20 protein-coding genes are annotated in these 16,165 nt (G+C 63.5%); 12 read left to right on the top strand and 8 right to left on the bottom strand.

All coding sequences use genetic code 11. The features are described from left to right. From glmS to Q8Q83_RS10165, 7 genes are all read left to right on the top strand, one after another. A partial coding sequence (glmS, locus tag Q8Q83_RS10195; protein ID WP_305623386.1) for a glutamine--fructose-6-phosphate transaminase (isomerizing) occupies nt 1-1,706 on the top strand: 1,706 nt, incomplete at its 5' end. 184 nt (nt 1,707-1,890) lie between these two features. Beyond that, nucleotides 1,891-2,121 (top strand): hypothetical protein, encoded by a 231-nt coding sequence (locus Q8Q83_RS10190; protein ID WP_305623384.1) that lies wholly within the window; start codon nt 1,891-1,893, stop codon nt 2,119-2,121. Between the two features lie 33 nt (nt 2,122-2,154). Further along, complete coding sequence (locus Q8Q83_RS10185) at nt 2,155-2,916, top strand: YoaK family protein (RefSeq protein WP_371132393.1); 762 nt, start codon at nt 2,155-2,157, stop codon at nt 2,914-2,916. Nucleotides 2,917-3,043: 127 nt separating this feature from the next. Further along, complete coding sequence (locus Q8Q83_RS10180; protein ID WP_305623382.1) at nt 3,044-3,301, top strand: hypothetical protein; 258 nt, start codon at nt 3,044-3,046, stop codon at nt 3,299-3,301. A gap of 55 nt (nt 3,302-3,356) precedes the next feature. After that, on the top strand, nt 3,357-4,202 hold the full coding sequence (locus tag Q8Q83_RS10175; RefSeq protein WP_305623380.1) for a DUF692 domain-containing protein: 846 nt from the start codon (nt 3,357-3,359) through the stop codon (nt 4,200-4,202). Then, nucleotides 4,193-4,978, top strand: coding sequence for a DUF2063 domain-containing protein (locus tag Q8Q83_RS10170; protein ID WP_305623378.1), 786 nt, complete (start codon nt 4,193-4,195; stop codon nt 4,976-4,978). Before Q8Q83_RS10175 ends, Q8Q83_RS10170 begins: the two co-directional genes overlap by 10 nt. Before the next feature lie 179 nt (nt 4,979-5,157). Then, nucleotides 5,158-5,673 carry a DUF3617 domain-containing protein gene (locus Q8Q83_RS10165; protein ID WP_305623376.1) on the top strand — a complete coding sequence of 172 codons (516 nt, stop codon included), beginning with the start codon at nt 5,158-5,160 and terminating at the stop codon, nt 5,671-5,673. Nucleotides 5,674-5,716: 43 nt separating this feature from the next. Here the strand turns inward: Q8Q83_RS10165 and Q8Q83_RS10160 are convergent, their stop codons facing one another. The 3 genes from Q8Q83_RS10160 to Q8Q83_RS10150 all read right to left on the bottom strand — a co-directional run bounded on the left by Q8Q83_RS10160 (nt 5,717) and on the right by Q8Q83_RS10150 (nt 7,589). Then, nucleotides 5,717-6,457 (bottom strand): ABC transporter substrate-binding protein, encoded by a 741-nt coding sequence (locus Q8Q83_RS10160; protein WP_305623375.1) that lies wholly within the window; start codon nt 6,455-6,457, stop codon nt 5,717-5,719. 368 nt (nt 6,458-6,825) lie between these two features. After that, complete coding sequence (locus Q8Q83_RS10155) at nt 6,826-7,068, bottom strand: hypothetical protein (protein ID WP_305623374.1); 243 nt, start codon at nt 7,066-7,068, stop codon at nt 6,826-6,828. A 2-nt stretch (nt 7,069-7,070) separates the two neighbouring features. Next, nucleotides 7,071-7,589 carry a GNAT family N-acetyltransferase gene (locus Q8Q83_RS10150; RefSeq protein ID WP_305623372.1) on the bottom strand — a complete coding sequence of 173 codons (519 nt, stop codon included), beginning with the start codon at nt 7,587-7,589 and terminating at the stop codon, nt 7,071-7,073. A 370-nt stretch (nt 7,590-7,959) separates the two neighbouring features. Between Q8Q83_RS10150 and zigA the strand changes: the two genes are divergently transcribed. Next, a complete protein-coding gene (gene zigA / locus Q8Q83_RS10145) occupies nt 7,960-9,183 on the top strand; it encodes a zinc metallochaperone GTPase ZigA (RefSeq protein WP_371132392.1) in 1,224 nt (407 codons plus the stop codon). 2 nt (nt 9,184-9,185) lie between these two features. On the opposite strand, the gene Q8Q83_RS10140 is transcribed toward zigA, so the two are convergent. Then, entirely contained in the window at nt 9,186-9,539 is a 354-nt protein-coding gene (locus Q8Q83_RS10140; protein ID WP_305623370.1) for an NADH:ubiquinone oxidoreductase, read from the bottom strand. A 107-nt stretch (nt 9,540-9,646) separates the two neighbouring features. On the opposite strand from Q8Q83_RS10140, the gene Q8Q83_RS10135 reads away from it, so the two are divergent. Beyond that, nucleotides 9,647-10,612, top strand: a complete 966-nt coding sequence (locus Q8Q83_RS10135; protein ID WP_305623369.1) for a GTP-binding protein — start codon at nt 9,647-9,649, stop codon at nt 10,610-10,612. Nucleotides 10,613-10,804: 192 nt separating this feature from the next. Beyond that, the gene (locus tag Q8Q83_RS10130; RefSeq protein ID WP_305623367.1) at nt 10,805-11,683 is read left to right on the top strand and encodes an alpha/beta fold hydrolase; all 879 of its coding nucleotides are present in this window, start codon (nt 10,805-10,807) and stop codon (nt 11,681-11,683) included. Nucleotides 11,684-11,847: 164 nt separating this feature from the next. Here Q8Q83_RS10130 and Q8Q83_RS10125 read toward each other — a convergent pair whose 3' ends face one another. Further along, on the bottom strand, nt 11,848-12,255 hold the full coding sequence (locus Q8Q83_RS10125) for a DUF3301 domain-containing protein (protein WP_305623365.1): 408 nt from the start codon (nt 12,253-12,255) through the stop codon (nt 11,848-11,850). A 121-nt stretch (nt 12,256-12,376) separates the two neighbouring features. Here Q8Q83_RS10125 and Q8Q83_RS10120 point away from each other — a divergent pair, with 121 nt between their 5' ends. Both Q8Q83_RS10120 and Q8Q83_RS10115 read left to right on the top strand, forming a co-directional pair. Beyond that, nucleotides 12,377-12,910, top strand: a complete 534-nt coding sequence (locus Q8Q83_RS10120) for a zf-TFIIB domain-containing protein (RefSeq protein ID WP_305623363.1) — start codon at nt 12,377-12,379, stop codon at nt 12,908-12,910. 171 nt (nt 12,911-13,081) lie between these two features. Further along, nucleotides 13,082-13,228, top strand: coding sequence for a hypothetical protein (locus Q8Q83_RS10115; protein WP_305623362.1), 147 nt, complete (start codon nt 13,082-13,084; stop codon nt 13,226-13,228). 100 nt (nt 13,229-13,328) lie between these two features. On the opposite strand, the gene Q8Q83_RS10110 is transcribed toward Q8Q83_RS10115, so the two are convergent. The 3 genes from Q8Q83_RS10110 to Q8Q83_RS10100 form a co-directional block, all read right to left on the bottom strand. Beyond that, nucleotides 13,329-13,814 (bottom strand): acyl-CoA thioesterase, encoded by a 486-nt coding sequence (locus tag Q8Q83_RS10110; RefSeq protein WP_305623360.1) that lies wholly within the window; start codon nt 13,812-13,814, stop codon nt 13,329-13,331. A gap of 114 nt (nt 13,815-13,928) precedes the next feature. Continuing rightward, on the bottom strand, nt 13,929-14,660 hold the full coding sequence (locus tag Q8Q83_RS10105) for an ABC transporter substrate-binding protein (RefSeq protein ID WP_305623359.1): 732 nt from the start codon (nt 14,658-14,660) through the stop codon (nt 13,929-13,931). Nucleotides 14,661-14,935: 275 nt separating this feature from the next. Further along, on the bottom strand, nt 14,936-16,165 hold a 1,230-nt coding region (locus Q8Q83_RS10100; RefSeq protein WP_305623357.1), incomplete at its 5' end, for a glutamine synthetase family protein.

Below are 16,165 nucleotides of genomic sequence, written 5' to 3'. Positions count from 1 at the left end.
AACGCTGTCGCCGCGTGGGCAAGGTCAGTGAGTTGCAGGCCGCGCTGCATGAAGAGCCCCTGGCCGGCCGTCTGGGCATCGCCCACACCCGCTGGGCTACCCACGGCGCGCCGAGCGAGCGCAACGCCCACCCGCACTTCTCCGGCAGCGAGCTGGCGGTGGTGCACAACGGCATCATCGAAAACCACGAGGAGCTGCGTGCCCAACTCAAGGGCCTGGGTTATGCGTTCAGCTCGGACACCGACACCGAGGTCATAGTCCACCTGCTCGAGCACAAGCTGCAGCGCTTAGGCGACCTGACCGCCGCGCTCAAGGAGGCGGTCAAGGAACTGCACGGCGCCTACGGCCTGGCGGTGATCAGCGCGCAGCAACCGGATCGTCTGCTGGCCGCTCGCAGTGGCAGCCCGCTGGTGATCGGTCTGGGCCTGGGGGAGAACTTCCTCGCCTCCGACCAGCTGGCCCTGCGTCAGGTCACCGACCGCTTTATGTACCTGGAAGAAGGCGATATCGCCGATATCCGCCGCGACAGCGTGCAGATCTGGGCAGTGGATGGTCAGCCGGTCGAGCGCGACAGCGTGCAGCACCACGAAGGCGCCGAGGCCGCCGACAAGGGCGAGTTCCGCCACTTTATGCTGAAGGAAATCTTTGAACAGCCCAAGGTGGTGCAACGCACCCTGGAAGGTCGCTTGGGCAGCAACCAGGTGCTGGTACAGGCCTTCGGCCCGCAGGCGGCCGAGCTGTTCGCCAAGGTCAAGAACGTGCAGATAGTCGCCTGTGGCACCAGCTACCACGCCGGCATGGTCGCCCGTTACTGGCTCGAAGGCCTGGCCGGGATTCCCTGCCAGATCGAAGTAGCCAGCGAGTTCCGCTACCGCAAGGTGGTGGTGCAGCCGGACAGCCTGTTCGTCAGCATCTCCCAGTCCGGCGAAACCGCCGACACCCTGGCCGCGCTGCGCAATGGTAAGGAACTGGGCTATCTGGCCAGCCTGGCCATCTGCAACGTCGGCATCAGCTCCCTGGTGCGTGAATCCGATCTGTGCCTGCTGACCCAGGCCGGTCCGGAAATCGGCGTGGCCTCGACCAAGGCCTTCACCACCCAGCTGGTCGCCCTGATGCTGCTGTGCTTATCCATAGGCCAAGTGCGCGGCACCCTGGACAAGGCCCTGGAAGCCGAGCTGGTGGACGAGCTGCGTCGCCTGCCGACCCGCCTGGGCGAAGCCCTGGCCATGGACGGCGTGGTGGAGAAGGTCTCCGAGCTGTTCGCCGAGAAGCACCACGCGCTGTTTCTCGGCCGCGGCGCGCAGTATCCGGTGGCCATGGAAGGCGCGCTCAAGCTCAAGGAAATCTCCTATATCCACGCCGAGGCCTACCCGGCCGGCGAGCTTAAGCACGGCCCGTTGGCGTTGGTGGACAGCGATATGCCGGTGGTCACGGTGGCGCCGAACAACGAGCTGCTGGAAAAGCTCAAATCCAACCTGCAGGAAGTGCGTGCCCGCGGCGGCGAACTGCTGGTGTTCGCCGACGAGCAGGCCGGCATGAGCAACGGCGAGGGCACCCATGTGGTGAACATGCCGCATATCCACGACGCCCTGGCGCCGATTCTCTACACCATCCCGTTGCAGCTGCTGTCCTACCATGTCGCCGTGCTCAAGGGCACCGACGTCGACCAGCCGCGTAACCTGGCAAAGAGCGTCACGGTCGAGTAAGAACCTATCGCTGATCTGCTGCGCGTCGGCCATACGGCGTTAAAATCGGGCTCAAAATGCTCATTTACGGCCAGTAAACTGCGCTTTTTCGCCCGATTTTGCCTTGTCTGGCTCTAGCTCGCGAGATCAGAGACAGGTTCTAACCACCAGGGCATTTAGCAAACTGCACAACCGGGAGGCGGCCATGCAGCGTGAAGAGGTGAAGAGCAAGCAAGCCGAAGGCGTGCTCTTCGATACCCATGTGATTGCCAACCCGGCCAATACCCGGGAGTGGATAGTGTTTTTCAAGAAAGGTGCGGGGCGCAGCTTTTTCCTGGTCGACCAGCAGGAGCAGGTGGAATCCTTCGCCGACCTCAACGGGCTGATCGAGGAGTTGCGGCAACTGGGCATCAAGGGCGCAGAGATCCATATCTGAGCCAGTGCCGAACACTCAGCCCCAAGGCGACCTATGCCCATCCGCTATGCTCGACGCCTGACCGGGCGCAAACGCAGCACCCTGGCCAACCGCCAGCTGGGCGTGGCCCTGGCCTTTATCGCCGGGGCGACCAACGCCGGTGGCTTTCTCGCAGTGCAGCAGTACACCTCGCATATGACCGGCATCGTTTCGGCGATGGCCGACCATATCGCCCTGGGCGCCTATGGGTTGGTGTGGAGCGGCTTGGGCGGGGTGTTGTCGTTTCTGCTCGGGGCTATCGGCTCGAGCGTGCTGATCAACTATGCGCGGCGCCGGCGTCTGCACAGCGAATACGCGCTGCCGCTGCTGCTCGAGGCCTTTCTGCTGCTGTGCTTCGGCTTTCTCGGCGCCAGCCTGGCCGCGATCGAGGGTTTCTTCGTGCCGCTGACGGTGATGCTGCTGTGTTTCATCATGGGTCTGCAGAATGCCCTGATCACCAAGCTGTCCCATGCGGAAATCAGAACCACCCATATCACCGGCATAGTCACGGATATCGGCATCGAACTGGGCAAGCTGTTGTATTGGAACCGGCGCACAGGCGGCAAGCTGCTGCCGGTGCTGGCCGATAGGGAGCGCCTGCGCGTGCTGAGCCTGCTGGCGCTGGGCTTTTTCTTCGGTGGCCTGACGGGCGCCTTCGGCTTCAAGCATCTGGGCTATATATCCACGGTGCCGTTGGCGCTGCTGCTGGTTAGCCTGGCCAGCGTACCGGCCCTGGATGATCTGCACGCGCTGTTCAAGCGCACGCAGCGGCCCTGATACTGGGCGCAATCACAGATATTTTTCCCAGGCCCTGTAACGCCAGCGGTTGTCCTCGCTCTAGTTGAATGCCGGCACGCAAATCCGCGAATCGCCCGGTCAACCACGATCATTTGAGGATAACCCCATGACTATCAAATCTACTGCCACTGCCGGTGCCGCTCTGGCCTTCGCCGCCGCTACCCTGTTCGCCGGTCTGACCAGTACTATCGCCGTGGCTGAAGAAGCCAAGGTGCATTGCTACGGCGTGACCTCCTGCAAAGGCCAGAACGACTGCAAGACCGCGCAAAACGCCTGTAAAGGCCAAGGTGCCTGCAAGGGCCAGGGCTTCAAGTCGATGACCCTGGCCGAATGCAACAACGCTAAAGGCACAGTCGGCGAATAAGTGCATCGGGGCGGCCCTGTGCCGGTCGCCCCGTATCGCTAACGAGGAGCCGAGCATGCACAACCCACCCGACAACCTGGGCTTTGGCCTGGGCCTGCGCAGTGCCTATTACCAAGCCATTCTCGAACAACGGCCGGCGATCGACTGGTTCGAGATAGTCTCGGAAAATTACCTGGTGGAGGGCGGCAAGGCCCTCTACTACCTGGACGCCATAGGCGAACATTACCCGCTGGTGATGCATGGCGTGTCGCTGTCGATCGGCGGCCCGCATCAGCTGGACCTTGATTATTTAAACCGCCTTAAGCAACTGGCGGCGCGGGTGCAGCCGGCGTGGATCTCCGATCACCTGTGCTGGAGCCGCGGCAACGCCCACCAGCTGCACGACCTGTTGCCGTTGCCCTACACCGAGGAAAGCCTGCTGCATGTGGCCACGCGGGTGCGTCAGGTGCAGGAGGTGCTCGAACGTCCGCTGGTGCTGGAGAACGTCTCCAGTTACTTGCGCAGCGCCGACGATCAATTCACCGAATGGCAATTTCTCGCCGCCTTGAGCGAATTGAGCGGTTGCGAGCTGCTGCTGGACGTCAACAACGTCTATGTCAGCGCACGCAACCACAGTTTCGATCCCTGGGACTTTATCAGCGGCCTGCCGGCGCAGCGCGTGCGTCAGCTGCACCTGGCCGGCCACAGCGACTACGGCAGTTATCTGATCGACACCCATGATCAGCCGGTCAGCGATCCGGTCTGGCAGCTCTATCAACGTACCCTGCGCCACCTCGGCCCGGTCTCGACCCTGCTGGAACGCGACGACCATTACCCGCCGCTGGACGAGTTGCTCGGTGAACTGGACAAGGCCCGCGCCTGCGCCGCCGTGGCGTTCGACAAGGAGCCGCAATGCGCCTGAATGACTGGCAGCAGGAGGTCGAGGCCTATCTGCTGAACGCGGATGCCACGCCCAATCCGGCCCTGCGCGCCAGCCTGCTCGGCAGCGCCGCGCTGAGCGCCGAGCAGGGCCTGGCGATCTACCACAACGCCTACCGCGCGCGCCTGCTGGAAGCCCTGCGCGGCGATTATACGGCCGTGCACGGCTGGCTCGGCGACGCCGAATTCGACGCCCTCGGCAGCGCCTATATCGCCGCCCATCCTTCGCGGCACTACAGCCTGCGCTGGTTGGGCGCGGAGCTGGCGAGCTTTATCGAGGGCCATCTGGTGCCCGCACAAGCCGTGCCGCTGAGCGAACTGGCGCGCCTGGAGTGGGCCTTTACCCTGGCCTTCGATACCCCCGACGCGCAGCCCCTTAGCCTGGCGCAGATGGCCGAGCTGCCGGCAGAAGACTGGCCGGACCTGCAGCTGCGCTACGTGCCCAGCGTGCACTGGCTGCCCTGTCGCTTTAACAGTCTGGCGATCTGGCGGGCGCTCAAGGAGCAGGACGAATTTCCCGGCAGCCTGGCCCTGGAGCAGGAAGAGCTATGCCTGATCTGGCGCGACGGTCTGGTCAGTCGCTACCGCAGCCTGGCCCGCGGCGAAGCCAAGGCCTTGCAGGGCATGGCCCTGGAGGGATGGAGCTTCGCCGAGCTCTGCGCGCAACTGAGCGAGTACGGCGACCATGCGCCCCTGCAAGCGGTGACCTGGCTGCGCCAGTGGCTCAGCGACGGCCTGCTACAGCGCCATATCCCCTAGCGCGCCGGTAGCGCGGCGTAGGGTGGACATGGCGCAGCCTTGTCCAGCGCTTGCGCCCGAGCTGGCGGACAAGCCTGGCGGCATATACGCCCTACCCCCAGGGAGACGCGCGCGTGCGGATATTTCCCGAAAGCAGGCCTAGGCTTGTAGGGTCGATCCGCTTTACCTGGAGCCCTGCCATGCGCCTATCCCAGTTAAAAAATCTATCCCTGAGCCTCTGCCTATTGCCGGCCCTGGCCTCGGCCCTGGATATCCAGCCCGGCCTCTGGGAAATCAGCTCGACCCCTATGCAGGCCGACGGCCAGGAAGCGCCGGGCATGCAGCAGATGCTCGAACAGATGAAAGACCTGCCGCCCGAGCAGCGCCAGATGATGGAGCAGATGATGGCGCAGCAGGGTGTGCAACTGGGCGACAAGGGCGTGCGCATCTGCATAAGCGCGGAGCAGATCCAGGCCGAGCGGCTTCCCCTGCAAGACCCCGACTCCGGCTGCAGCAACGAGATCACCGAGCGCAGCGCCAGCCTGTGGAAGTTTCGCTTCACCTGTCCGGATGGTCAGGGCGAAGGCGAAACGCACTTTCTCAGCGACAAGGAGTTCACCACCCAGGTCAACGGCACCTACGACGGCAAGAGCAGCAGCATGCAGAGCCATGCGACCTGGATTGCCGCCGATTGCGGCGACCTGCAAGCGCGCTAGACGCAGGCTAGGGGTTCAGGCGGCTGTGCACTGTGGCTTAGCGCTACTGCTCGAGAATGCCGTGGCGTTGTTTTAGCGCCCGCACCAGTTCGGCCTGGCTGCTGAGGAAGGCATCGAACTGCTCGATCACCTCGGGGTGCTTGATGCTCGAGAGGAAGTAGTGGTCATCCTGGTAATCCAGCTTGGGGTCGAACACCAGGGCGTCGCCGTCTGCGCCGTTGCTGCGCAGCTGCTGTTCGACCACTTGCGGGTTGAGGTAGACGCCGTCGACCCGGTCGCTGAGCGCCATGGCCAGCAGGGAATCGATCTGGTTGGCCTGGATCAGGATGATGCGTCCGGCCTGGATATCCGCCAGAAAAGGCCAAGGGGTAAAGCCGCGCTGGGTACCGAGGCGGTGGATGCGCGCCTTGCCCTGGCCGAGAAACTGCGGCTTGACCAGCACGCCGTCGATGGCCGGGGCCGTCGCCAGGCTGAAGTGCACCTCATGGCCCTGTTTCAGATCGGCGTTCCAGCGCGGGTTGTCCGGGTATTTGAAGTCCACCCGGCCGCCGAGAAAATCGTTGAGCAGGCGCCTGACTGGCAGCGGCCGGTAGGTGAATTGGTGGCCCCGGTGGGCGGCAAAGGCATCCAGAAGATCGCGGCCATAGCCCAGGTACTGGCCGTCTTGCACGTTGGAGTAGGGCAGATAGGGCTGCACTTCGACCCCGATGGTAAAGGTCTGTGCGTGCAGCGGCTGGCTGAGGGCAAGCGTCAGGTAGACCAGCAGTGGCAGAACAACTCTCATCAGGCAGCCTCTCGTACCCACGACCGCGCAGGCCATAGGGCAACCATAGCCAATTGCTTGGCGAAGGGGGAGGCCCGAGGGGTAAAGATCTGCCCGTTTGGTCAGCAAATCGCCAGCGAACAGACCGCCGGCATGGCGCGCGCGGACCGGCTGCGTGCGGCTGATAGCTGTACCTACAGGGCGCGGTGGCGGCGGTGGTTGTATGCCCTGCTGTCTGGACGGGACTTAGAATCTGTTTACGATCTGCTGCGCGTCGGCCATCCGGCGTTAAAAACAGCCTCGGAATGCTCATTTACAGCTCGTAAACTGCACTTCCTCGGCTGTTTTTGCCTTGTCTGGCTCTAGCTCGCGAGATCGTAAGCAGATTCTTAGGGCTGCTTGGTTTGCGTTTGCCGCAGTTTGGTCAGCAGCGCTTCGCTCTTGGCCAACTGCTCGGCTTCGCTGAGTTGTGGGTTGTCCAACACGCTGTCGATCTGTTCGATCAGCTCGCTCTGTTGACGGATGCGCTGATCCAGACGCTTGAGCCTGGCGTTATTGCGCCAGCTCCATAACCCCAAACCCGATGCGGCCAACAGCACCAGCGCCATTACGAATAGGGTCAGGTCGGGCATGGCTACTCCATCGGGGCTGGCTGTGGTGCAAGGTGGCAGGGGCGCAAGGGTTTGCGCATGGCGAAGCGCTGCAAAGTAACAGCGCCACGCTCCAGCGTCTGTACCTGTTCCACAGAAAAGCCATGGCGCTCGAAGAACGGCCGCGCCGTCAGGCTGGCCTCGGTAAATAGCGCCGGGACGCCCAGTGCGGTTAATTCGCCCTCGGCCTGCAGATACAAGGCCGTCGCCACCCCCTGGCGGGCATAGCGCGGCGAGCTGTACAGCAGGTCGATATGGCCGTCTGCAGAAAAGCCGATAAAACCGGCTAAATTGCCGCGATCCTCGGCAACTAGAACGGTTAAACCAGCCAGTCGAGTCTGCCAGGCCTGCATATCCGCCTGCACCGGAGCCCAGGCCAGACGCTGCGCCGCGTCATACTGGGCGGCAGCCAAACCCTGCACCGAGGCAGTAAACAGCGCGACTAGCGCCGGCAGATCGCTGGCTTGGTAAGTGCGCAGGGTAAAGGTTGGTGGGCTGGGCATGGCAATACCACTGATAATGCGAGCGGGGCCCCCCTGGGCGATTAAACGCTGCTGTCGCAGAGATCTAACAGCGTTTACGGCCCAGGCTACAACCCGAGCCGGTCGAGAAATAACGGGGTTAAACCTGGTGGTTCCACGTGAAACCCCTATAAACACTGGCCTGCACGAATTTAATGGTCTATGGATGGCACCTGATTTGGGGGAGGCGGTACCAGGCGGGTATGCCGTAAATGGATAGGGGCAACCCAGCATTGAAAGTGCTATCGCCATTTGTGCGGGCTGTATCGGTATGCGCGTAGAAGCCCGTCGCTTGGCAATTGATTTTAATGTTATGTTATAACAAATAAATCAACGCCAACGAAGCCTCGCCATGACCACTTCCCTGCCTGAACCTCTACCCGTCACCCTGTTGTCCGGCTTTCTCGGTGCCGGCAAAAGCACCTTGCTCAACCATATCCTGAAAAACCGCGAGGGCCTCAGGGTCGCGGTGATAGTCAACGATATGAGCGAAATCAATATCGACGGCAGCGAAGTCCAGCGCGATGTCAGCCTGAACCGCGCCGAAGAGAAGCTCGTGGAAATGAGCAACGGCTGTATCTGCTGCACCCTGCGCGAGGATCTGCTGGAGGAAGTCAGTCGCCTGGCCCGCGAGGGTCGCTTCGACTATCTGCTGATCGAGTCCACCGGCATCAGCGAGCCGCTGCCGGTAGCCGAGACCTTCACCTTCCGTGACGAACAGGGCCAGAGCCTGGCCGACCTGGCGCGTCTGGACTGCCTGGTGACTGTGGTCGACGGGGTCAACTTTCTGCGCGACTTGCATGAGGCCGAGAGCCTGGCCAGCCGCGGCGAAACCCTGGGCGAGGACGACGAGCGCTCGATCACCGACCTGCTGATCGAGCAGGTGGAGTTCGCCGACGTGCTCCTGATCAGCAAGACCGACCTGATCGGCGGCCATGAGCGTGAAGAGCTGATCGCCATACTGCGCGGCCTCAATACCCGGGCCGAGATATTGCCCATGACCATGGGCGCGGTGGAGCTTTCGAAGATCCTCAATACCGGATGCTTCGACTTCGAGCGTGCGGCCCAGGCGCCGGGCTGGCTCAAGCAGCTGCGCGGCGAGCATATCCCGGAAAGCCTGGAGTACGGCATCGCTTCCAGCGTCTACCGGGCGCGGCGGCCGCTGCATCCCGAGCGTTTCTTCAGCTTTATCAATCGGGAATGGAGCAATGGCCGCCTGCTGCGCTCCAAGGGTTTCTTCTGGCTGGCCAGCAAGTACCAGGAGGCCGGCAGCTGGTCCCAGGCCGGTGGCCTGATGCGCCATGGTTGTGCCGGGCGCTGGTGGCGCTTCGTGCCGCAAGCCCAGTGGCCGCAGGATAAGGAAGGGCGGCAGGCGATCATGCGAAGCTGGGAGGCGCAGAGCGGCGATTGCCGCCAGGAGCTGGTGTTTATCGGCCAGAATATCGACTTCGCCCGGCTCGCCGCCGAACTGGATGCCTGCCTGCTCGATGACGCGGAAATGGCCCTGGGCGAGGACGCCTGGCTGGCGCTGCCCGACCCGTTCGGCCCCTGGGTCGAGGAGGTTGCGGCCGGATAAGGCTAGTACGCCATCCATACGCCCTTGCTCTGCTTCTCGCAGAAGGGCCTGAGGTAGGTCGCGTCGCTGGCCACGCCGTAATAGTGCACATCCTGCTGATAGGGCGTGCCGCCAACCCTGGCGTTGCGGCAGACGCCGAAGGCGCCGCCGGGGCATTGCTCGACGAACTCGACTTCGACCTTCTGCCCTTGCAGTTGCGGTTGGCAGAAGCCGGTGCGGAACAGGTTGGGTGGGATGCTGCGATTCTGCTGGCAGACTTTGACGTCCAGGCGCTCGGCCTGGCTATGCACCACACAGGCCTCGCCCCAGGCCAGACTGGACAAGGCGCAGAGTGCCAGCACCGCGAAACCACGCATCGAATCACCCCCCAATAATTTGCCGGCGACTCTAGCACGGCGCTTTTATGGCGTCTGCGGGAGCGCTCAGGCTTCTCCTGGCACGCGCAAAGCCGCACCATAGGCCCATGTTGAAGAATATCCCCACCCATCTGATCGCCGGCCCCCTGGGCGCCGGCAAGACCAGCCTGATCCGCCAGTTGCTGGCGCAGCGCCCGGCCCATGAGCGCTGGGCGGTGCTGATCAATGAATTCGGCCTGATCGGTCTGGACGCCGCCCTGCTGGCGACGGAGGACGACGGCATCGCCCTGGGTGAAGTGGCGGGCGGTTGCCTGTGCTGCGTCAACGGCGTGCCCTTTCAGGTCGGCCTGAGCCGCTTGCTGCGCCAGGCCAAGCCGGACCGGCTGCTGATCGAGCCGTCCGGCCTGGGCCATCCGCTGCAATTGCTGGAGCAGCTGGGCGAAGCACCCTGGGCCGGCGTGCTGGCGGTGCAGGAGCCGGTGCTGGTGCTGGATGCCATGGCCCTGGCCGCCGGCGAAGCCCTGCCGGACAGCCAGCAGGCGACCCTGAGTAGTGCCGGCTTGTTGCTGCTGAACAAGGCGGAAGCGTTGGACGACGCGACCAGGGCGCGCATTCAGCAGCAATTGCCGCAGCGCCCGCTGCGGTGGACCAGCCAGGGCGCACTGCCGCTGGCGCAGTTGCCCGGCTTTGCCGCCCAGGCCGAGGTGGGCACGGAGCAGGATGATCTGCCTTCCGGCGTTACGGCCATACCGCGGATCTGGCGCAGCCCGGACGAGCCGATCTGCCAGGTGCAGCAGCAGCCAGAGGGCTGGAGCATTGGCTGGCGTTGGCACCCCAGCCAGAGCTTCGAACTGATGCAGGTGCAGCAGTGGTTGAGTGGCTTGCCCTGGCGCCGCGCCAAGCTGGTGCTGCACACCAATGCCGGCTGGCTCTCGGCCAACGCCCTGCATGGCCAGGCGCTGCACTGGCAGAACAGCGAATGGCGCAAGGACTCGCGGCTGGAGCTGATCTTTGACGAGGCGCAGGATGCGGCCGTCTTGCAGGTGGGTTTTCAGCGTTGTCGCCTGCCCTGAGAACCTGTTCACGATCTGCTGCGCGTCGGCTAAACGGCGTTGAAAACGACCTCGGAATGCTCATTTACAGCTCGTAAACTCCGCTTCCTCGGCCGTTTTCGCCACCGTTTATCTCTAGCTCGCGAGATCGTGAACAGGTTCTGAGCGCAGGGTATTGCTAAACTGCGCCGACTTTTCAGCTGGATAACGACCATGCAATTGCTTCCCTGGTCCCATGACTGTTCCGCCGGTTTTACCCTGCGCGGCTGGCATTCGCCGCCCTCGGGCAAACCGCTGCTGCATTTTCTGCATGGCAACGGCTATTGCGGACGGGTCTATACGCCGCTGCTGCAGCTGCTCGCCGAGGACTTCGACCTGTGGCTGTGCGACGTGCAGGGGCATGGCGACAGCGACCACGGCGGGCGTTTTCATGGCTGGAACCGCAGCGCCGAGCTGGCCCTGGAAGCCTTCGCCGAGGGCCGCAAGGCCTTCGCCGAGGCGCCGGCGTTTGCCCTGGGCCATAGTTTTGGCGGGGTGCTGACCAGCCTGATGCTGGCCCAGCAGCCACAGCTGTTTAGCCGCACGGTGCTGCTCGACCCGGTGCTGTTCACCCCGGCGATGATCGGGGTCATGGCGCTGTCCGATGTGGTCGGCCTGAGCCAGCGCAATACCCTGGCGAGCAAGGCGCGCAAGCGTCGCCGCGAATGGCCGGATCGCGCCGCCGCGCACAGTGCCCTGCATGGCCGGGGGATGTTCCGCGGCTGGACCGAGGAGGCCTTCGCCGCCTATATCCAGCACGCCCTGAAAGACAGCGACAAGGGCGTCGAACTGAAGTGCCGGCCCAGCCGTGAGGCGGAAATCTTCAGCTCCTTTCCCAAGCGCCTGTGGCCCTCGCTGGCCAAGGTGGCGACGCCGACCCAGGTGCTCTACGGCCAGCGCAGCTACCCCTTTGTCGCCAAGTCGGTGGCGCGCTGGTGTGCCGGTAATGGCCATATCAGCGCCCATGTGGTGGCGGGCGGGCACTGCTTTATGCAGGAGCAGCCGGCGGACACGGCGGTGCGGGTGGCCAATTTCCTGCTGCAGCGCGGCTAACAGGCCGTTGAAAAACTACCTGCGTTGCCGATACAGCGTTAAAAACAGGCTCGGAATGCTCATTTACAGCCCGTAAACTCCGCTTCCTCGCCTATTTTTGCCTTGTCTCGGCTGCCTCGCCTACATTTTTCAACGGCCTGCTAAGGCTGGTAGCGGCGCCCGAGTTAACCGTCGAAGCGGTCGTGGCGGCGCTTCCAATCCTGCAGCTCGATCACATTCTTCGCGCGGTGTTCGAGCACCTGGCCTGCCTGCGGCGTCAGCATGGGGTAGGGCGCCAGCTCGATGCGCCCCAGCTGCTGGCCGAACATCACGATGCTGCCGACATGCCGCTGTTCGCCGGTGACCGTGAACTCGAAGCCGTAGACCCGCGCCAGGCGCTTGCGTCCGCGGGCGTCGGGCAGCAGGGTGAGTTTGCGCAGGGCGACATTGCCATCGAGCAATTCGATATCGAGCTTGGCGCAGTGCTGCTGCACCAGGCTCAGGGCGCGTTCGCGCAAGCCATGGGCATGCCACAGCCAGGCGCAGGCCGTGGCGAACAGCATCAGCAGAAACACATCAAACAGGTCGATCATGGCGGCTCCGGCAACAGAAGGCAGAGCTTAACCGATCTGCCGCACAGTTCTTAGCCTTGGGCTTGCCGCTGTTGAGCGCTTGCTTTAGCGTCCGCGCATCTCAACCTGAAAAGGATTTCCCATGCATTGTCCCGCCTGCCGCACTACAACGCTGCAACCGACCAAACTCGACGACGGCCTGTTGGCCCATGGCTGTGGGCAGTGCTCGGGTGCCCTGGTATCCCTGCTGTATTACCGCGATTGGGCCGAGCGTCAGCCGCAGAGCGAGGAGCCGGCGCTGCAGGCTGAGGTCGAGGGGGTGAACGAAAGTCGGCAGGCGCTGACCTGCCCCAAATGCGCCAAGCTGATGAGCAAGTTCCAGATCAGCGGCACCCGTGGCAATCGTCTGGATCTTTGTGGCAGTTGCGATGAGGCCTGGCTGGATGGCGGCGAATGGCAGTTGCTCAAGGCCCTTGAGCTCAGCCACAAGATGCCGAGCATTTTCACCGAAGCCTGGCAGCGCAAGGTGCGCCAGCAGGCTTCCGAGGAGGCACGCCGGCAGCGCTTCGGGCGCTTGGTCGGTGATCAGGCGATTGCTCGCGCCGATGAAATTCGCGACTGGCTCAAGGATCACCCACAGCGGCGTGAGCTGCTGTTCTATATCGGTCACGAATAAGCTAATTCGACCTCTCTAGGAGGCTGTCCGAGAATGCGGATTTTTGTAGGTTGGGCTGAGCTCCGCGAAGCCCAACATGCTGACTTTGTTGGGCTTCGTTCCTCAGCGCCAACCTACAATTTGCAGTCAATTGCTATTCTCGGACAGGCCCCTAGGTCTGGCTTGCGCCGCTTGCATAATCCGGCCGGCAGCATCTTGGCCGACATTGCCGCGCCGGATTTCAACCCTTATCTGGCGCGTTTGCATGACCTGGATGCGAAGCTCAGCCTGTTCAATAGGCTGGGGCTGGAGACCCAGGTGGGCGGGAATCCTTATTGAACAGGGGCCCGTGTGGGACGCCGAGCACCAGCGTCTGTGTTTCAGCGGGCCGCTACCGACCGAGCAGCAGTTGCGTTGTTTACTCTGAGGGCAGTAGCGCTTATTCAGTCGCCGCGTTGAGCGCCTGATAGCGCTGCTGCAGTTCGTTACGAATCTGCCGGCGCTGCTCGGCCTGGCGGTGGCGGCGTTGGCCATCCGCGGTGGTGGGTTGCAAGGGCGGGATGGCCGTCGAGCGGCCCTGCTGGTCCACGGCGACCATGGTGAAGAAGCAGCTGTTGGTGTGGCGCACCGAGCGTTCGCGGATATTTTCCGTGACCACCTTGATGCCGACCTCCATGGACGTGCGTCCGGTGTAGTTGACCGAAGCGAGGAAGGTCACCAGCTCGCCGACATGGATGGGTTCGCGGAACATCACCTGGTCCACCGACAGGGTCACCACATAACAGCCGGCATAACGGCTGGCGCAGGCATAGGCGACTTCATCGAGGTACTTGAGCAGGGTGCCGCCGTGGACATTGCCGGAGAAGTTGGCCATGTCCGGGGTCATCAATACGGTCATCGACAGCTGGGTGTTTCCGTGTTCCATGTTGCGCTCCGCACGGGTTGATCTGGCCGGCAAAGTTGGCCGCCGCGCGGTTAGGGTGACATGGATGCGCCATCTTTGCAGCCGTTGAGCGCGTTTTCGCGGGCGTTAGGCGTTCTAGCGCAAGCCGTAGAGGCGGCGCAGTTTGGCCAGTTGGTCCTGTTGTTCGACCAGGAAGCGGTTGAAGCGCTGGATCAGTTCGGGGTGACTGGGGCTGCTGAGATGGAAACTGGTGTAAACCAGCGGCAGCTGCTGATCCAGTTGCAGGCGGCCCTCGGGCATGCCCATTTCCAGCAGCTGGTAGCGCACCACCTCGGGGTTGGCATAGAGGGCGTCGAGCCGCCCGCGTTCGACCATGCGGATCAGGCTCTGGATATCCTGGGCTTCCACCAGATTGACGCCGCCCTTGGCCAGCAGCGGCTGCCAGGCCTGGGGGGTGAAACCGCGCACCGTGCCGAGTTGGCGGATGCGCGCCAGACCCTGGCCGCGGCGTTCGTTGAGCACCAGGGTGCCATCGACTATCTGGATCGCCGCATCGCTGTAATAGAGCTGTTTGCCGGTTTTGGCCTGGCGCGACCAGGCCGGGTTATCGGGAAACAGCAGGTCCAGGCTCTGCTCCTCGAGCAGGTTGCGGTACAGCCGGTTGATCGGCTGAGCGCGGATTTCCAGCTCCAGCCCGGCATGCTTGGCAAAGGCCTGCAACAGAGCCACGGCGTAGCCCTTCGGTACACCTTCCGCCTCGGCGCGGTAGTAGGGGTAATAGTCGTGGGCCTCGATGCCGACCCGCAAGGACGCCCCCTGAGCCAGGCTGCCGAGCAGTAACAACCCCAGCAACAACCATCGAGCCATGACGCAGTGTTCTCCAGTCTTGGCAGATCGTTGAAAAGTGTAGCGAGCGACGGTTAGGCAAGGCGCAACGAAGTAACAGCTTCGCTGGTCAATCAGCCGAGGAAGCGGAGTGTACGAGTTGTACATGAGCATTACTCGTTTCACTCGCCCTTCGGGGCCGCACTGAAGCGCGTTAGCCGCAAGCGGCTTGCTGAGGCTGATTTCAACGCTGCATAGCCGAGCGCAGTAGCTTTTCAACGGCCTGCTAGTCCGCTTGAGCTTAGATCAAGTGCGACCTAGGCGTGGCTAAGGTACCAGCGCCAGTCCTGCTCGCCTACCTCGCCCATAAACTCGCGGTATTCGCGCTGCTTGATCGCCAGGAACACCTTGAGAAAGTCCTCACCCAGGGCCTCCTTGGCCCAGCTGGAGTTTTCCAGGGCGCGCAGGGCGGTGAGCCAGTCGGTGGGCAGGAACTCGCTGGCCTGTTCATAGCCGTTGCCGACTATGGCCGCACCCGGGTCGAGCTGCTCGCGGATGCCCAGGTGGATGCCGGCGAGGATCGCCGCGGCGGCGAGATAGGGGTTGGCGTCGGCGCCGCAGATGCGGTGCTCGATATGCCGGCTGTTGGCCGGCCCGCCGGGCACGCGCAGCGACACGGTACGGTTGTTCACCCCCCAGCTCTTGGCCAGCGGTGCGTAGCTGTTGGCCTGGAAGCGGCGGAAGGAGTTGGCGTTGGGGCAGAAGATCGCCAGGGCGTCATTCAGCGTGGCCAGCATGCCGCCGATGGAATGTCTTAACAGCGTGCCCTGCCTGCCTTCAAGGTCAGAGAGCTCGCTGGCCATCAGATTACTGCCCTGCTCATCGGCCAAACTGACGTGCAGATGCAGGCCGCTGCCGGCCAGGTCGCCGAACGGCTTGGCCATAAAGCAGGCCTGCAGCCCGTGCTTGTTGGCCACGCCCTTGACCAGGCGCTTGTAGCGCACGCCTTCGTCTATGGCTTGCAGCGCGTCGAAGCGGTGTTCCAGGGTCAGTTCGAGCTGGCCGGGGGCGTACTCGGAGATCGCCGTGCGCACCGGCAGGCCCTGCACCTCGCAGGCGGCGTAGAGGTCGTCGAGGAACGGCTGCAGTTGTTCCAGCTCGTACACGCCATAGACCTGCGGCGCTTGCGGGCGCACGCCGTTCATCTGCAGCGCCGGCTGCGGGCGGCCGTTGGCGTCGCGCTGCTGGTCCAGCAGGTAGAACTCCAGCTCCACCGCCATCACCGGGTGGTAGCCGTCGGCCTTGAGTCGGTCGATGGCGCGCACCAGCACATGCCGCGGGTCGGCCGGGCTGGCCGGCAGGCCCTGGGTCGGGTGCATGCTCACCTGCAACTGGCCGGTGGGCACGCTGCGCCAGGGTTGCAGGCACAGGCTGCCGGGCAGCGGGTAAGTCCAGCAGTCGGCATCGGCAACTTCCCAGACCAGGCCGCTTTCTTCCACGTCCTCGCCCTGGATGGTCAGCGCCAGGATCGAGCTGGGCAGCGGCCG

This window comes from Pseudomonas sp. (assembly GCF_030696055.1).
In the GTDB taxonomy this organism is placed as follows: domain Bacteria; phylum Pseudomonadota; class Gammaproteobacteria; order Pseudomonadales; family Pseudomonadaceae; genus Aquipseudomonas.
This window is presented reverse-complemented; position numbering and strand designations above follow the sequence as displayed.

Coding starts and splice junctions, on each gene's coding strand:
- Q8Q83_RS10190 (WP_305623384.1), top strand. CDS start 1,891: ATGCAGCGTGAAGAGGTGAAGAGCAAGCAAGCCGAAGGCGTGCTCTTC.
- zigA (WP_371132392.1), top strand. CDS start 7,960: ATGACCACTTCCCTGCCTGAACCTCTACCCGTCACCCTGTTGTCCGGC.
- Q8Q83_RS10180 (WP_305623382.1), top strand. CDS start 3,044: ATGACTATCAAATCTACTGCCACTGCCGGTGCCGCTCTGGCCTTCGCC.
- Q8Q83_RS10165 (WP_305623376.1), top strand. CDS start 5,158: ATGCGCCTATCCCAGTTAAAAAATCTATCCCTGAGCCTCTGCCTATTG.
- Q8Q83_RS10140 (WP_305623370.1), bottom strand. CDS start 9,539: ATGCGTGGTTTCGCGGTGCTGGCACTCTGCGCCTTGTCCAGTCTGGCC.
- Q8Q83_RS10160 (WP_305623375.1), bottom strand. CDS start 6,457: ATGAGAGTTGTTCTGCCACTGCTGGTCTACCTGACGCTTGCCCTCAGC.
- Q8Q83_RS10135 (WP_305623369.1), top strand. CDS start 9,647: ATGTTGAAGAATATCCCCACCCATCTGATCGCCGGCCCCCTGGGCGCC.
- Q8Q83_RS10110 (WP_305623360.1), bottom strand. CDS start 13,814: ATGGAACACGGAAACACCCAGCTGTCGATGACCGTATTGATGACCCCG.
- Q8Q83_RS10130 (WP_305623367.1), top strand. CDS start 10,805: ATGCAATTGCTTCCCTGGTCCCATGACTGTTCCGCCGGTTTTACCCTG.
- Q8Q83_RS10125 (WP_305623365.1), bottom strand. CDS start 12,255: ATGATCGACCTGTTTGATGTGTTTCTGCTGATGCTGTTCGCCACGGCC.
- Q8Q83_RS10170 (WP_305623378.1), top strand. CDS start 4,193: ATGCGCCTGAATGACTGGCAGCAGGAGGTCGAGGCCTATCTGCTGAAC.
- Q8Q83_RS10175 (WP_305623380.1), top strand. CDS start 3,357: ATGCACAACCCACCCGACAACCTGGGCTTTGGCCTGGGCCTGCGCAGT.
- Q8Q83_RS10120 (WP_305623363.1), top strand. CDS start 12,377: ATGCATTGTCCCGCCTGCCGCACTACAACGCTGCAACCGACCAAACTC.
- Q8Q83_RS10105 (WP_305623359.1), bottom strand. CDS start 14,660: ATGGCTCGATGGTTGTTGCTGGGGTTGTTACTGCTCGGCAGCCTGGCT.
- Q8Q83_RS10185 (WP_371132393.1), top strand. CDS start 2,155: ATGCCCATCCGCTATGCTCGACGCCTGACCGGGCGCAAACGCAGCACC.
- Q8Q83_RS10150 (WP_305623372.1), bottom strand. CDS start 7,589: ATGCCCAGCCCACCAACCTTTACCCTGCGCACTTACCAAGCCAGCGAT.
- Q8Q83_RS10155 (WP_305623374.1), bottom strand. CDS start 7,068: ATGCCCGACCTGACCCTATTCGTAATGGCGCTGGTGCTGTTGGCCGCA.